Annotated in this window: 14 protein-coding genes; 3 read left to right on the forward strand and 11 right to left on the reverse strand. The window is 43.5% G+C overall.

Annotated elements, in window-relative coordinates:
* Positions 1-1,074: an arabinan endo-1,5-alpha-L-arabinosidase gene (locus MZ182_RS10270; RefSeq protein WP_115014673.1), complete on the reverse strand. Its 1,074-nt coding sequence runs from the start codon at positions 1,072-1,074 to the stop codon at positions 1-3.
* A gap of 213 nt (positions 1,075-1,287) precedes the next feature.
* Here MZ182_RS10270 and MZ182_RS10275 point away from each other — a divergent pair, with 213 nt between their 5' ends.
* Both MZ182_RS10275 and MZ182_RS10280 read left to right on the forward strand, forming a co-directional pair.
* A complete protein-coding gene (locus tag MZ182_RS10275; RefSeq protein ID WP_011789286.1) occupies positions 1,288-2,703 on the forward strand; it encodes an MFS transporter in 1,416 nt (471 codons plus the stop codon).
* 27 nt (positions 2,704-2,730) lie between these two features.
* Positions 2,731-3,678 (forward strand): family 43 glycosylhydrolase, encoded by a 948-nt coding sequence (locus MZ182_RS10280; protein WP_248067004.1) that lies wholly within the window; start codon positions 2,731-2,733, stop codon positions 3,676-3,678.
* A gap of 58 nt (positions 3,679-3,736) precedes the next feature.
* Here MZ182_RS10280 and MZ182_RS10285 read toward each other — a convergent pair whose 3' ends face one another.
* The 10 genes from MZ182_RS10285 to MZ182_RS10330 all read right to left on the reverse strand — a co-directional run bounded on the left by MZ182_RS10285 (position 3,737) and on the right by MZ182_RS10330 (position 15,066).
* Positions 3,737-4,783 carry a methyl-accepting chemotaxis protein gene (locus MZ182_RS10285; RefSeq protein ID WP_248067002.1) on the reverse strand — a complete coding sequence of 349 codons (1,047 nt, stop codon included), beginning with the start codon at positions 4,781-4,783 and terminating at the stop codon, positions 3,737-3,739.
* 9 nt (positions 4,784-4,792) lie between these two features.
* Positions 4,793-5,356, reverse strand: coding sequence for an MCP four helix bundle domain-containing protein (locus MZ182_RS10290; protein ID WP_248066999.1), 564 nt, complete (start codon positions 5,354-5,356; stop codon positions 4,793-4,795).
* Positions 5,357-5,584: 228 nt separating this feature from the next.
* The gene (locus MZ182_RS10295; protein WP_317233113.1) at positions 5,585-6,694 is read right to left on the reverse strand and encodes a family 43 glycosylhydrolase; all 1,110 of its coding nucleotides are present in this window, start codon (positions 6,692-6,694) and stop codon (positions 5,585-5,587) included.
* Positions 6,669-7,631: a galactofuranose ABC transporter, permease protein YjfF gene (gene yjfF, locus MZ182_RS10300; RefSeq protein WP_011789282.1), complete on the reverse strand. Its 963-nt coding sequence runs from the start codon at positions 7,629-7,631 to the stop codon at positions 6,669-6,671. Before yjfF ends, MZ182_RS10295 begins: the two co-directional genes overlap by 26 nt.
* Positions 7,628-8,746 (reverse strand): ABC transporter permease, encoded by a 1,119-nt coding sequence (locus tag MZ182_RS10305; RefSeq protein WP_248066993.1) that lies wholly within the window; start codon positions 8,744-8,746, stop codon positions 7,628-7,630. The genes yjfF and MZ182_RS10305 overlap by 4 nt, the downstream gene beginning before the upstream one ends.
* Positions 8,747-10,246, reverse strand: a complete 1,500-nt coding sequence (locus tag MZ182_RS10310; protein ID WP_025007685.1) for a sugar ABC transporter ATP-binding protein — start codon at positions 10,244-10,246, stop codon at positions 8,747-8,749.
* 33 nt (positions 10,247-10,279) lie between these two features.
* Positions 10,280-11,221, reverse strand: a complete 942-nt coding sequence (locus tag MZ182_RS10315) for an ABC transporter substrate-binding protein (protein WP_025007686.1) — start codon at positions 11,219-11,221, stop codon at positions 10,280-10,282.
* Positions 11,222-11,344: 123 nt separating this feature from the next.
* Positions 11,345-12,400 (reverse strand): aldose epimerase family protein, encoded by a 1,056-nt coding sequence (locus tag MZ182_RS10320; protein ID WP_041411967.1) that lies wholly within the window; start codon positions 12,398-12,400, stop codon positions 11,345-11,347.
* A 102-nt stretch (positions 12,401-12,502) separates the two neighbouring features.
* Positions 12,503-13,273 carry an SDR family NAD(P)-dependent oxidoreductase gene (locus tag MZ182_RS10325; protein WP_248066990.1) on the reverse strand — a complete coding sequence of 257 codons (771 nt, stop codon included), beginning with the start codon at positions 13,271-13,273 and terminating at the stop codon, positions 12,503-12,505.
* A 59-nt stretch (positions 13,274-13,332) separates the two neighbouring features.
* Entirely contained in the window at positions 13,333-15,066 is a 1,734-nt protein-coding gene (locus MZ182_RS10330; protein WP_011919350.1) for an IlvD/Edd family dehydratase, read from the reverse strand.
* Between the two features lie 204 nt (positions 15,067-15,270).
* Between MZ182_RS10330 and MZ182_RS10335 the strand changes: the two genes are divergently transcribed.
* Entirely contained in the window at positions 15,271-16,206 is a 936-nt protein-coding gene (locus tag MZ182_RS10335) for a glycoside hydrolase family 43 protein (protein WP_248066987.1), read from the forward strand.
* The last annotated feature ends 35 nt before the right edge of the window (positions 16,207-16,241 follow it).

Here is a 16,241-nt window from a genome sequence, read left to right on the forward strand (position 1 = left end):
TTATTTATTTCCGATTGGGTCAACTAATACACTTTTATATTGAGTCAGCGCATTTGGATCAACGACAGGCCAACCTTGGGTATTCCATGTTAATTCAGCTATTTTGAGCTTTTGTAAGCCCTTATCCGCAGACTCATAGGCGTGGAAAACCAAATAGTCCTTGCCCTCAAACTGGTAAACGCTATTGTGCCCAAGGCCAGGCCAAGCTTTTGTACCGCGAAGCAGCACGGAACCGCCACCCTGTGCCATATCTTTACCCTCTTTATCAAGATAAGGGCCAGTGACAGAGGTTGAACGCCCAATCGCTAAATGGTAAGTGCTATCATCGGCGCGGCAGCAAAGACCGTAGGAAACAAATAGATAGTAATAATCATCTTTTTTGTAGATAAACGGCGCTTCGATTTGTGCAGGGCCGGGTTCGGCATCATTTAGTAAAGCTGGACGCTCAAGTTTGGCTAAGGTGTGCCACTCTTCTGGTTTAGCAAGAGAGATAAAATCTTGATTGAGCTTCACCAGCTTTAGCCCTTGCCAGAATGAACCAAAACTCATCCAAGGCGTGCCCTTTTCATCGACAATAATATTAGGGTCAATTGCATTCCATGCATCTCGATGGGGAATAGACTCAAGTACCATTCCCTTATCAACCCACTGATAATCTTTTGAGTTTTTATCTAACGTTTTGTTAACGGCTACGCCGATCGCGGAAGTGTTTTTACCAAAAGCGGAAATAGAGTAATAAAGATAAAAATAACCGTCATGCTCAATAATATCCGGTGCCCATAAATGCCCATTAAAATCCGGAGCCACACCGCGTGCCCATGTAGGCTCAGTATCAAATACCCGTCCGGCCAATGTCCAATGCACCTTATCCGTTGAAGCATAATAGGTGATGCCTGGTCCCGTGCTGAAAAGATAATAATTGCCAGCTTCTTTCGCCATAACAGGATCATGAATACTGACCTGTTTTGCATTAACGCTGCCTATCGAACCCATAAGCCCGATCAACAAGGCACAATGGAGCTTATTCATATGTCGCTTAAGGTGCTTTCTCGCGGTAATAGAAATACGTAGCATCATTTCTCCTTAATGAAACGAGATCCCATTCTAACAAAATAGCTATTATGCTATTGTATGATGATTAAGGTTATCATACTATCAAGACAAATAAGTAACAATCAACTGCGGAAAATTAACAGCAAGAAAATGTGTTAACATCTGGGGAATGCGATAATACGCTGTGCTGACACATTAACTCACTGTTTATAAAAAATATAATAAGGATTTCTGATGAGTTCTCATAAAATGTCGGTCATTGAAAAGATCGGTTACGGCTCAGGGGATATGGCCGTCAACGTCGTGATATCTTCAATGATGTTAATTATTACCTTCTTTTATACGGATATTTTTGGCCTAAAGCCCGCCGATGTGGGCATTTTATTTCTACTCGTTCGATTAATCGATGCCATCACGGATCCCTTAATGGGCATCATTAATGATAAAGTCACCACGCGCTGGGGTCGTTACCGTCCCTACTTCTTATTTATGGCAATCCCCTTCGGGCTTTCGGTATTTTTAACCTTCAGCACACCGGATTGGGACTATAACGCCAAACTCATTTGGGCTTATTCGACTTATATTCTTGTGACCATCATTTTTACCACGGTCACTATTCCCTATATTTCCATTATTAGTGTACTGACGGATAATCCAAAGGAGCGCTTATCCGCTAACGGTTATCGGTTATTCTTCGCCAAAATTGCCGCCTTTTTAGTGACTATTATTGTCCCTATATTAGCTTCCTCTTGGGGGGGAGATGATATTGCTGCAGGTTATCAAAAGGCCATGGGAGTGATGGCGTTAATGGCAACACTGCTGTTTTTGTTCTGTTTTTTCACTACAACTGAACGTGTAGCCTATAAGGTTGAAACTAAACCTATTTCAATGCAAATACGTCTATTGTTAAAAAATGATCAGTGGCTCATTTTGACCGCTATTTGTGTCATTGGCACCATTGGTTATGTGATCCGCGGTTCGGTTGCCGCCTATTACGCCACCTACTTCCTTGGTGGTGATGCCAAAATGCTTTCGGCCTTTTTATCAACAGGAGTGGGTGCGGCAATCCTTGCAATGGTCGCCTCAACTTGGATCACTAAGCGCTTTTGTAAACTCAAATTATTCCGTTACAGCCAAATTGCGGTGGGCATTTTGAGTGTGGTGATGTTTTTTGCCGTTCAACCCGGAGACATAGTGTTAGCCTTTGTGCTCTATTTTGCGATTTCTTTTGTGGTTGATTTGCACGCTCCAGTTTTCTGGTCAGTGATTTCAGAATCCGTCGATTACGGAACCGTCAAAACGGGTCATAGAGTATCTGGCCTTGCATTTGGGGGGATATCCTTTGCACAAAAAGCGGGAATGGGAGCGGCAGGTTTTGTAGTTGGCATGTTATTGACCTACTTTAATTATCAACCGGGACAAGAACAAACGTCTACGACGCTCATAGGCATTTCACTGATGCTAACCATCATACCTGGCGCGTTCCATACCTTGATGGGCTTATTGATGTTCAAATACAAGATATCGGACCGTGTCTATGAGGACATTAAGCTGTCACTGCCCGATATGGAAGTAATTGATGGGAAAAGTACGCCAGAGACACAGCCTAATGTCCACAAGGATAGTACCCAAACCCAAGTTTCTATATAGTTTTTGATGATGTTTTTGGAGTCATAGATGTTAAAACTCACCCCTTTAATCGAACAACGTGCCGACCCGTTTATTTATAAACATACGGATGGTTTTTATTATTTCACCGCCTCAGTACCTCAGTACGACCGTATTGAGTTACGCAGAGCCTCCACCATTGCAGGTCTTGCCGATGCTGTCCCTGTGGATGTGTGGCATAAACCCGATACGGGCCCCTATTCCGATCTAGTGTGGGCGCCAGAACTCCACTTTAACCAAGGGGCTTGGTATCTGTACGTCGCCATAGCCCCAAGTCGTGAAATTAAAGATGCATTGTTTCAACATCGTATGTATGTGCTGCGCTGCAATGATGCCAACCCGCTAACGGGCGAATGGCAGTTCCTTGGCCAACTTGATACTGGCATAGACACCTTTTGTCTCGATGCAACCACATTCGAGCACAATGGGCAGCTGTATTATGTTTGGGCGCAAAAAGCCCCTGATATTCAAGGGAACAGTAATCTTTATATCGCGAAGATGGATACACCTGACAAGATAAGCTCAGCCCCCGTGATGCTGACAAAGCCTGAGTACCCATGGGAAATTAAAGGGTTTTGGGTGAATGAAGGCCCATCAGTGCTAAAACGCAACGGTAAAATCTTTATCACTTATTCAGCCAGCGCGACCGATGAAAATTATTGCATGGGTTTACTGCATATTGATGAAAATGCTGATTTACTCGATGCAAGTCAATGGCATAAATCATCAAACCCTGTGATGACAAGTTGCTATGAGCATGGTGTTTATGGGGCTGGACACAATAGTTTCACCCTTGCAGAAGATGGTGAAACGGTTTTATTGGTGTATCACGCACGTACTTATACTGAAATTGAAGGCGATCCATTGTGGGATCCAAACCGTCACACCTATGTCAAGGCGCTTCGTTGGGATGATTCAGGTATGCCGGTATTTGGTAAGCCATCTATCCAAGAGTAAGTTAACTGTGATTTTTAGCCCCTGCATTAGGGGCTTTTTAACCATCAATAACCCAAACCTAGACTTTAAATTTAACCACTAACGTATTTAAATCTACCGCTAAACGGGTTAGTTCTGCAGAACTCGCACTTGTTTGGTGAGCGCCTGCAGCCGTTTGAGCCGCTAAATCTCTAATGGTCATAATATTATTATCAATTTCCCTTGCTACGGTTGATTGTTCTTCAGCAGCGCTCGCGATCACATGATTACTGTCACTGATTGCAACAATACGCGTGGTGATCTGATCGAGTGCTTTAGTCGCTTCGTCGGCAACAATACGGGCTTGATTGGTTTTTTCACTTGTAGTGACCATGGAGGTGACTGCAGCCTCAGCAGAAACTTGTACTTGCCGTACCATAGTCTCAATTTCACCTGCAGATACTTGTGTTCTATGGGCAAGGCTTCTTACCTCGTCGGCGACAACCGCGAACCCACGTCCCGCCTCACCCGCGCGAGCCGCCTCAATGGCAGCATTGAGTGCTAATAAGTTAGTTTGCTCAGATACTGAGCGGATCACATCCAGCAACTTGCTAATTGAAACAACCTGAGCAGCCAACTGATTAATGACCGTCGTACTTTTGGTCATCTCATCGTTAATTTCGGTGATAACGGCAGTTGTATCCTCGACTCGATTTTTACCTTCTACTGCAAGCTTGGCCGATTCAGAAGATGCATCTGACGCTTGTTGAGCAGTACGAGCGACTTCATCTACAGCAGTGCTCATTTCAGTGATTGCTGTAGCGGCTTGTTGGATCTCATCATTTTGTAGCTGTAAACCACGGGATGAGTCTTCTGTGACGGAGTTGAGTTCTTCTGCGGCGGAGGCTAGTTGGCTAGAGGAACTGCCGATATGCACAATGGCGTCCCTTAAATTGCGCTGCATAATTTGTAACGCAGTAACAAGACGAGTTAACTCATCGTCACCACTGACACTTATCGACTGAGTTAAATCACCATGGGCAATAATTTCTGCGGTTTTGACTGCAGCTTGTAGTGGCTGATTAATACTATTCGACAACATAAAAGCAATAACGATGGCAATGATACTGGCAACGATCACTGTCACAATGACTAACTAAAAATTACTATCATATTCCGTAATTGAGACAATACGAGTGTCATCGGAGGATGCTTTGTTTATGGCAACCAGATCTCTAAGATCTTTAACTATCTCATCCGCCAATGTATAAAGCTGCGGCAGTACCAATTTAGCTTCATCTAATTTTCCCGATGTTGCAAAACTAATTAATTTATCTTGTTCAACATAATAGGTCTTTTGGACTTGTTCAAATGCACGGTATACCGCCCGCTCATTATCCATCGAGATCAGTTGCTCATACTGAGCCTGATTTTTTTCAATCTCCAATTTAAGATCGCGGATAACGTTAGCAACTTGTTCGCGGCTTTCTTGAGTCTCGCTGACTAATAACCTGAGTGTGAGCACCCTAATTCGCATCATATTTGAATTAAGCTCACCAAGACTCATGATTGAAGGTAATAAATTGGTTTCAACGGTATTGGCATTTGCGCGGATAGTTTTCATCGATGAAATTGATAATCCACTTAAGCCGATCAGCAGCAATACCATGAGCAAAAAAGCGATTAATAGGCGGGTTTGGATTTTTATCGTCCTTAACATAGTTAATTACCTTATCTATATTGAAATAATGATGTCATCCAATCGAATATAGGAATATAGCGATTAGATAATCATCTGCGCTCTAAATTATAGATAGGAATTTATTTTTAGGATCAATAAACAGTCATCAAACATCAAAGCCGGTATTTATCACAAAAGATTAACAAGCATGATGTAAGCACCTGTTAATCGCTTTTCTGCTTTGATAACTGCCACACTATTACTCTGTTATTTTATATCGACCACATTATCTGCCAGCTCATTGTGAAATACAGGGAATCCATTCTCTGTCCATGAAATAGCGCGGTAGTAAGTATGGCGATTACCATCGGTTAATGGCGTGCCTTGAAGTTCAAGGTAATTACGAGCATGGTAAAACATCAACTCGGTTTGACCATCTTCGGCAAGCACAAAGCTGTTATGTCCAGGACCAAAGCGATTAAGTGTAGGCTCTGTGCTAAAAACAGGCTCAGAAACTTTATGCCAATTTTTGGGGTCGAGCAGATCTGCATCTTGCTCCGCCCAAAGGAGTCCCATCGCATAACGATCATCTGTTGCACTGGCAGAATAAGTGACAAATACCTTCCCATTTTTCACCAATACCGCAGCGCCTTCATTAACTTTAAAGCCTTGCCTTTCCCAATCCAGCAAAGGCTCACTGATGATAGCCTCCTGTAATGATGCCGCTGTAGGTGACAGCATTTTGGCAATCACCAGTCCCGTATTGTAACTTTTGGCATCGTCCTGCTGCGCCCAAATAAAATAGCCCTGCCCGCCAACACTAAAGTGGGTGGCATCTAAAGAAAATCCATCCCTTGCGGTTTTTAAACGGCCAAGCTCTTGCCAATCCCCCTTCATGGGGTTGTCACCTTCAAGCCCCAATACAAACATGCGGTTATGAAAGCGTCTGTCTTTATCACTGGCGGCATAATAGATATACCAGCGACCATCAATTTTATGCAGTTCTGGCGCCCAAATGTCGATACTCATTGGCCCTGATGTATGCTTACACCAAATAATTTTGGGGATAGCTTGACTTAATCCTTGAATATTTGCGGCATGACGAAGCTCTATCCGATCAAACTCGGGTACAGATGCAATAAAGTAATAGCTCCCATCATCATCTTTTATAACCCAAGGATCCGCGCGGCGCTCAATAAAAGGGGCATCTTGAACTGCACTTGACGTCACGCTAGTTTGAGAAGCTGGGAGCGCTAGAACGGGCGAGGAACTCGCTGCACACACAGGCAACAGCATTGAGGTAATAAAGGCTGATAACAGACCGAATTTTGCGTTAGTTTTCGAGATTATATTATCCATGGTTAGCTTTGCGTCCATTCAAGAGTTTCTGTAACACGATGAAGAAAAATAGCAATAAGCCAATTACTATCTTGGTCCACCAACTACTGAGTGTACCGTCAAAGGTGATGTAGGTTTGGATAACTCCCATCAAAAATACCCCAAGTACAGTACCTAATATAAAACCACTCCCGCCAGTAAGTAATGTCCCCCCAATCACCACGGCAGCAATAGCGTCAAGTTCTACGCCAACCGCCCCAAGGGAATAACCAGAAAAGGTATAGAAGGTGAAAATAATCCCCGCCAAAGTGGCGAGAAAACTGCTAAGGGCGTAAATGCTAATGGTGGTTTTTGCAATCGAAACCCCCATTAACTCGGCAGACTGCGCATTACCACCGAGGGCATACACATTTGTACCAAAACGACTGTAGTGCATCATGGTGGCGATAATGGCAAAAAAAACAATAAAAATCAGCGAACTGATATCGAGTGAACCATTACCTGGTAAAGCGATGCTCAGGTCGGCAATCACATCATAAAATGGATGATCAATCGCTATCGACTCTTCACTTACCGTTGTCGCAATACCACGGGCAAGAAACATCCCCGCAAGGGTCACAATAAAAGGCTGCAACTTATAGACATGAATGATCGTGCCCATCAGTGCGCCAAAGAGCGTGCCTAAGGGTAAGATAAGTGCAAAAGCGAGCAAAGGATGCCACTGATATTGCGTAATTAATACACTACTGAGTACACCACTTAAAGCAATCACAGCGCCGACGGAGAGATCAATACCCCCCGAGATAATCACTAGGGTCATCCCAAGTGCAGTGATCAATAGAAAAGCATTATCACGGAATAGGTTAGTCACCACTCGAACGCTGGCAAACCCCTCAAATTGTAACGCCCCTATCAGGAACATGACCAACAGCAAGGAGGCCGTGATCCACAATGGAATAAAACGCTTAGACATCATTTCTTGTCTCCAGCCGTTGTGCCCTTGAACACACGTAATTTAAATAAGCCAGACAACTGATGTCTGAATTTTTCCGACTGCAATAAAAGTACGGTTAAAATCACTATGGCTTTGATCAACAGATTAAATTTGGCGGGTAAACCACTAACAATAATCGTTGTGGCTAAGGTTTGAATAATAAGAGCGCCAATGATTGATAAAAACAAAGAGAAGCGCCCGCCCGTTAATGCCGCACCACCAATCACCACGGCTAAAATAGCATCGAGCTCGAGCCACAATCCGGCGTTATTAGCATCTGAACCTTGGATATCGGCGGTACTTATCATACCCGCCAAAGCCGCACATAGGCCCGCAATGGCATAGGCGAATAGTTTGATGGATTTGTCGTTTATCCCAAGATAGCGGCTCGCCTTAGCATTACAACCAACGGCTTCAATAAAGAGACCAAGTGCGGTTTTACGCAATAACAATTGGGTCAATATCAGCATGCCAATCACAATCCAAATAGGCATAGGTAACCCTAAAAACTGCCCGACACCAATGGCGGCAAAACCTTGATGTTGGAACGTGACTATCTGTCCTTGGTTAATAAGCTGAGCAACACCACGTCCCGCAACCATCAAGAGTAATGTGGCAACAATCGGCTGAATACCTAAAAAACTGACTAGTGAGCCATTAATGCAGCCCGCCAGCAATCCTACGACAAGACCTGCCAATACAACCGTACCAAGACCAATATCCGGTAATAGTAAGAGGTTTGCGCACACAGCCCCGGCGATTGCCATCACAGCGCCAACGGAAAGGTCAATCCCACCGGTAGCAATCACTAGACTCATGCCAATAGCGAGCAGTGCAACAGGTGCACTGCGGTTTAAAATATCAATTAAGGATCCGTAAAGCCGGTCATCTTGATAGGCAATATGGAAAAAACTGCTATCAATAAAGAGGTTTGCCAGTAACAGTAAGGCCAGTGCTAGCAGCGGCCAAAGATACCGACCAAAGGACGTAGACTTACCCGCTTGATAGCGATCATTGGGTGTGTTACTGCTGGATTGTTGACTGTTTGGCATCTCAATCAAAGCCTCGGATGACATCATTTCTACTGAGGTTTTCATCTATCCCTCCGCAATGGCTTGCATAACGTGTTGTGAGGTAAGTTCAGCACCCGATAATTCACGCACTGCATATCGGTCGCGCAATACCACTACTTTGTTGGAAAAGGCGACCAGTTCATCAAGCTCAGATGAAGCAACCAGTAACGACATACCGTCATCACATAAGGTTCTAATCAGTTTGATAATTTCGGCATGAGCACCAATATCGATACCGCGAGTCGGTTCATCTAACACAAGGAGAATGGGTTCAATGGCGAGCCAGCGAGCTAAAATAACTTTTTGTTGATTACCGCCACTGAGTTGCTCAATGGGTTTATCTGCATCTGGGGTCGCTATCTGTAACTTATCGATAAAAAATTGGGCGATTTCCTGCTGCCTTGTCTTTGACAAACAGCGCCACCATCCTACCCTCGCCTGCAATGCCAGAATGATATTCTCGCGGATCGACAGCGGACCGATAATGCCATCGACCTTACGATCCTCTGGACATAGAGCAATTCCCGCATTAATTGCATCTACCGGGTGTGAGAGATGGAGCTTTTTACCCGCAAGGTGAATACTGCCACTCTCGAGTAAATCGAGCCCAAATACCGCATTACACACCTCACTACGCCCTGAACCCAAAAGTCCAGCAAGCCCAACGGCTTGACCTTTAGGAACTGTTAAATTCATCGATTGAATTGACCCTTTAACCGACACGCCCTCAAGGGACAAGAGTATGGCTGATGTGCCGTTTGTTGTTTGCTCCGCCGCACTTTTCTCGACTAAATGCTGCTGCAATGAGCGCCCGAGCATGGCTTCGATAAGCTGAGGTTGTGGCAGTTCAGAGGTCAGATACTCACCGATAAAACGCCCGTTTCGTAAGACTGTGATACGGTCGCTAATTTGATAAACCTGATCGAGAAAGTGCGTAATAAATACAATTGCGACACCCTTTTGCTTGAGCTGGTTCAAAATACTAAACAGTACTTGTACTTCATCGGCATCCAAACTCGCCGTTGGCTCATCTAACACGAGGACTTTAGCCGACATAGCGACGCCGCGGGCAATGGCAATCAATTGCTGAACAGCAATGGAATAACTCGATAACGGTGCACTCACATCGATATCGAGCTTAAATTGTGCCAGTACAGTGCGTGCATCGGCATACATTTTTTGAAAATGGATCAAACCAAAGCGTTTTGGCTCGTGGCCCAAAAATAAATTTTGCGCCACGGTAAGGTTAGGGACCAGATTAACTTCCTGATACACAGTGCTTATGCCAATCTTTTGGGCCTCAATAGGCGTATTAAAATGCTGTTTTTCATTTAGAAAAATGATTTCACCACCGTCTTTCGATTGTGCGCCCGTCATCACTTTGACTAAGGTAGATTTCCCCGCACCATTTTCACCTAATAAGGCATGAACTTCCCCAGAAAATAACCGTAAATTCACCGCTTCGAGCGCTTTTACGCCCGGATAATGTTTACTGATATTCTTAAGTTCTAAGATAAGGCTCATAGCGCATCTCCCCAAGAAACTGTCTATCGCGGATTATTGCAGACGACGTTTTTCATATTCGGCTGCTGCGGTTTCTTGAGTGAATACATCACCTGTTGTACTGATAAGCTTAGGTAGATCTTTATTTCCCTTAAGAAACGCATCAATCGCATCAAAGGCGGGACCACCCAAATATGGACTCAATTCGACCGTTGCATTAACGTCACCATCCGCCATTGCTTTGAAGTAATCAGGCACCCCATCAACAGAGACAATTAAGATATCTTTACCCGGCTTAAATCCGGCTTCTTTAATGGCTTGCACAGCACCTAATGCCATTTCATCGTTATGTGACCAAACGGCGCACAGTGCTTGACCATTCTGTGCTTTTAGAAAACCCTCCATCACTTCTTTACCCTTAGCGCGGGTAAATTCCCCAGTTTGACTACGCACAATGTTGGCATTCGGGTAATTAGCAATGACGGCATTAAAACCTGCAGCGCGATCGATAGCGGCAGTCGCACCGACTGTGCCCTGTAACTCGGCAATCGCACAGTTACCTTGGGTTTTATCCATTAACCACTGCGCTATTTTGCGGCCTTCTTCGGTAAAGTCAGAAGCAATACGGGTGAGAAACAGTGAGTCATCATCGACCTTAATATTACGGTCAACAATCACAACGGGGATATTTGCTCGCTTGGCTTCCTTAAGGACAGGCTTCCAACCCGTTTCAACGACGGGCGCGATAATAATCGCATCGACGCCTTGAGCAATAAAGCTACGTACAGCCTTGATTTGGTTCTCTTGTTTTTGCTGAGCATCGGCAAACTTTAAGTCTATTCCCCGTTGTTTGGCTTCCGCTTTTACCGCCTCACTAAAACTGGTTCGCCAGCCACTTTCTGAGCCCACCTGCGAAAAACCTACCGTGGTCGCAAAGGCGCAACTGGCTCCTATCGCCCATAAACTGAATACTGAAACTAATGTATATTTTGTCATTTTTATTCCCTTATTAAATTTTAATAACAGCAATCCCCAGACCTTCTTAATGCAGAAGATCAAACTCAATTAAACTAATATGACTAATTCGTTATATGACTAAAGTGTCACACACGGTTTAAATTAAATATTTTTAAATCTATGCACCGTTATTTGTTTATAGGGTTTATTTGCCTCTAACATAACACTCGGAAAATGAGCAATATTGACGGCATTAGGATAACCATGGGTTTCTAAACATAAACCTTGATATTGATTTAACGGTTTTCCATGATTATCAAGCCGCGTACCATCCAAAAAATTACCACTATAAAATTGCACACCTAATTCTGTGGTACTGATTTCCAATTCACGTCCTGAAATAGGTTCGATTAATGTGGCGATGGTTTTTAAGCATGAGGTATTGTCTATATCCTTCGACATCACAAAATAGTGGTCATAACCATTACTTAATTTATGAATATCTTCAGATATGGATTTTATTTGACGAAAATCGAAGGGGGTATCATCGACTAAAACCAATTCACCCGTAGGAATTTGCTCAGAATCTAAGGCTAAAATATGACTCGCATTGAGTTGTAAGTTATGGCCTAAGATGCCATGTTGCTTGTCAGATGCGAGATTCCAATAGGCATGATTTGTGAGACAAACCGGAGTAGTTTGGTCTGATAGAGCATCGTAAATCAGGATTAACTCATTGCTTTCGCTAAGGCGATATTCGACTGTTACGGATAAATCTCCAGGATAACCTTGATCACCATCAGGACTCTGTATCCTAAAGATGGCACCAACAGCATCGGAATATTGCTTAGTTTCACATTGCCAAACACAGTGACTTAAGCCTTGCGGACCACCGTGAAGTTGGTTATTACCTTCATTCGGGGTTAATACAATGGTTTGACCCTTTAAAGAAAATGCCGCTCCACCAATTCGATTTGCAACGCGGCCTGCAGTAATACCAAAATAATAAGGGTTTATTGCCCAATCTTGAATATTCTGATAACTCAAACTGAGATCAATGGTTTTATCTTCTTTTCCATAGAGTTTGACAGACCAAATACTTGCACCATAACTCGATAACACTACTTCCAAACCATGACTATTCGTTAATGTTATTAACTCTAATGGTGCAGGAAAGGCACTATGTGTTAATTTTTGTGTAGAGATTGAGAGTGACATATGAGTGCTTTCACCTTTTATAATAAGTTTTCTCAGCACTCATCCTCAGCTATCTATGTAAGATAATGACGACTTAATCAACAAAGACTTTATTGTTAATGATTAAATCCAGCCACCATCTACAATAAAATTTTGTGCAGTGCAGAGTTTGCTATCATCGGCCGCCAAAAATAACGCCATAGCGGCAATATCTTCAGGCATCACATATTCTTTAATACATTGATTATCTTCAATATGTTTTGCCGTATCCTTATCAACCCAGTGCGTTAATTGACGCTTCGTCATCACCCAACCTGGGGTCAAGGTATTAATTCGAATTCTATCTTTACCTAAATCCGCAGCTAATCCGCGAGTCAATCCCATAGCACCAGCTTTAGAGGCGGTATAGCCTGCCATACCCGGCTGGCGATTATGCCAACTCATTGAGCCTAAATTGATCACTGAACCGCCACCCAGACGTTGCATTTGCGGCCTTACCGCTTGCACTGCAAAAAAATAATGCCGTAAATTGGTGTTTAAACAGTGATCCCAATACTCAGGAGTCACTTCATCTATGCTATGGCGCTCATCGCAGGCGGCGTTATTAATCAATACCGCAATGGTTCCAATTTCCTGCTCTATCTGCGTAACGACGTTTTTTAGCGCTGCAATATCCACGAGATCACAGGGATAAAATTTCACTATTGCATCGGGTATACTGGCTAATAAGGTACTAACAAGTTGATTTGATTCCGTTATAAGTATGTCGGCAAATGCAACTTTTGCGCCCTGCTCTAAGAATGATCTCACTAAACAGGCGCCAATACCCGTACCGCCACCACTGATAAAAATGGTTTTTCCTTTCAAGCTCGGGTATTGATTACTTAACTTCATAACTCAACCTTTATTAAAATAATTATTTGGTTTTATTATAAAAGAAAAAGTGTCCATGTTTAATGGGAATGTGCCGGAATATCAGCACCCCGACATCCCACTAGAAAATCAAAATCACACCCTTCATCGGCCTGCAACACTCTTTCCCTAAAAAGGGATAAATAACCACTGCTGACAGGAAGTTGCTTAACCAAGGCGATTTTTGCTAACCGATCCGCTAATTCTTCGTCACTAATCTCTAGTTGCAGTACGCCAGCAAAAGTATCGAGTGCGATCACATCACCATTTTGTACCGCAGCTAGTGGGCCTAAGTCCTGTGACTCGGGGACAACATGCAATACGACTGTTCCAAATGCAGTACCACTCATTCGCGCATCCGAAATCCTAACCATATCTTTAATCCCTTTTTTTAACAGCTTAGGTGGCAATCCCATATTGCCGACCTCAGCCATTCCAGGATATCCCTTCGGGCCGCAATTTTTGAGCACCATGATGCTCGTTTCATCAATCGCAAGTTCGGGATCATTTATGCGGGCGTTGTAATCATCAAAACTCTCAAACACGACCGCTTTACCACGATGTTTCATTAAATGCGGACTGGCTGCAGAAGGTTTAATCACTGCACCTCGAGGGGCCAAGTTCCCCTTTAATACTCTGATCCCACCATTTTCAACTAAGGGCGTATCAATACTCATGATCACGTCTCGGTTGTAACAAGGTGCATTTGCCACATTTTCCCAGAGCGTTTTCCCATTCACTGTTAAGGTATTTTTACTCAATAAATGATGGTTAAAGAGTTCTTTTAGCACAGCGGGTAAACCTCCTGCATAGTAAAAATCCTCCATCAAATACTGACCCGAGGGCTTAAGATTGACTATCGTCGGTACATCATAGCCATACGACCAATCATCCAGTGACAAATCAACCCCTATTCGCCCCGCTATGGCTTTTAAGTGGATAACCGCATTGGTCGAGCCGCCAATCGCCGCATTGGTTTTTATCGCATTGATAAATGCTTCACGCGTGAGCACTTTTGAAAGCGTTAAATCCTCATGGACCATATCGACAATACGCATTCCAGACATATGGGCTAAGACATAACGTCTTGAATCAACAGCAGGAATAGCCGCATTTTGTGGCAAACTGGTGCCTAAACTTTCTGCCATGCAGGCCATAGTCGATGCCGTTCCCATGGTATTGCAAGTACCCGTTGAACGTGACATATCAGCTTCGGCATTCATAAACTCAGCCAAGCTAATATTTCCTGCTTTATATTCTTGATGCAGTTCCCAGACTAAAGTACCAGACCCTACATCTTTCCCTTTATGTTTACCATTTAGCATAGGCCCACCCGTCACGACTATGGTGGGTAAATTGCAACTGGCCGCCCCCATGAGTAAAGCCGGCGTTGTTTTATCACAACCCACTAAGAGCACCACACCATCAATCGGATTGCCTCGAATCGCTTCTTCGGTATCCATCGCGGCCAAATTACGCGTTAACATGGCACTGGGGCGTAAATTAGATTCACCATTGGAAAATACTGGAAATTCCACTGGGATCCCCCCTGCTTCACGGATCCCATTTTTAACTCTTTCAGCCAATTCCCGCAGATGACCGTTGCAGGGCGTTAACTCCGACCACGTATTGCAAATACCAATAACAGGCCGGTTGTGAAAGTGATGCTCTGGAATGCCTTGGTTTTTCATCCAACTACGATACATAAAACCATTTTTATCATCGCTACCAAACCAGCTTGCGGAACGAAGTGCTTTTGTTTTTTTATTCTGCATTGTTACACCTTCGTTTTACCTCTGCTTAGTGCCCGACTCGCCTATTCACACCTATTCTCAGTACGTGCGGTATTTACCGCGAAGCTAAGGCAAATAATGGCGATTAAAAGACTGTCGTTAACAATTCGTACTTTAAAGATTGCTAGCGAGTAAAAGTATTGGTATTACTATAATACTAAAATGTCAAAAAACAATAGAGGAATTATGAAAAAAACGCTTTTGAGTATTTGCTTAGCCTTTAGCTCAGCGACATTTGCGGCAAATCCGTTGTTTTCAGATGTGTTTACTGCCGATCCCGCCGCAATCGTTCATCAAGATACTGTGTACTTGTATACGGGACATGATGTGGCCAAAGACAACAAAACCTTTTTTGAAATGCATGATTGGTTAGTCTTTAGCTCCAAGGACATGGTTAATTGGACTGCGCATGGCAGTAAACTGTCAGTCAAAGATTTTAGTTGGGCCAAAGGTGATGCATGGGCTAGCCATGTCATTGAAAAAGAAGGTAAGTTCTATTGGTTTGTCACAGCAAGGCACGCAAAAATTAATGGTTTTGCCATTGGTGTAGCTGTTGCAGATAGTCCATTAGGCCCCTTCAAGGACGCCAGAGGCACTGCGTTGATCACTAACGATATGACAACCGATACTGATATCGATTGGGATGATATAGACCCTGCCGTGTTTATCGATGACGACAAACAAACTTATCTATTTTGGGGGAACACTAAACCTCGTTATGCCAAACTTAAAGCCAATATGATTGAACTCGATGGGCCGATTCATTCTATTGATGTGCCTAACTTTACTGAAGCACTCTGGGTCCATAAAAAAGATCACACTTATTATCTTTCCTATGCGTCTGGTTTTCCTGAAAAAATTGCCTATGCAACCAGTCACAGTATTAATGGCCCTTGGAAATACCAAGGAATTCTTAATGAAGTTGCCGGTAATTCACCGACAAATCATCAAGCCATTATCGAATTTAAAGGCAAATCCTACTTTATCTATCACACAGGTGCTTCGCAGGATAATGGTGGAGAGTTTAGACGTTCTGTGGCAATTGACCCGCTCTACTACAATGAAGATGGCACCATTAAACGTATTCATATGACCACAGAAGGTATTTCAGCGGCACAATAGCAGTTTAAGTCCTCATGTCAGCGAAAAACAAAAAG

The organism is Shewanella sp. JNE2 (assembly GCF_023159115.1).
GTDB classification, from domain to species: Bacteria; Pseudomonadota; Gammaproteobacteria; order Enterobacterales; family Shewanellaceae; genus Shewanella; species Shewanella putrefaciens.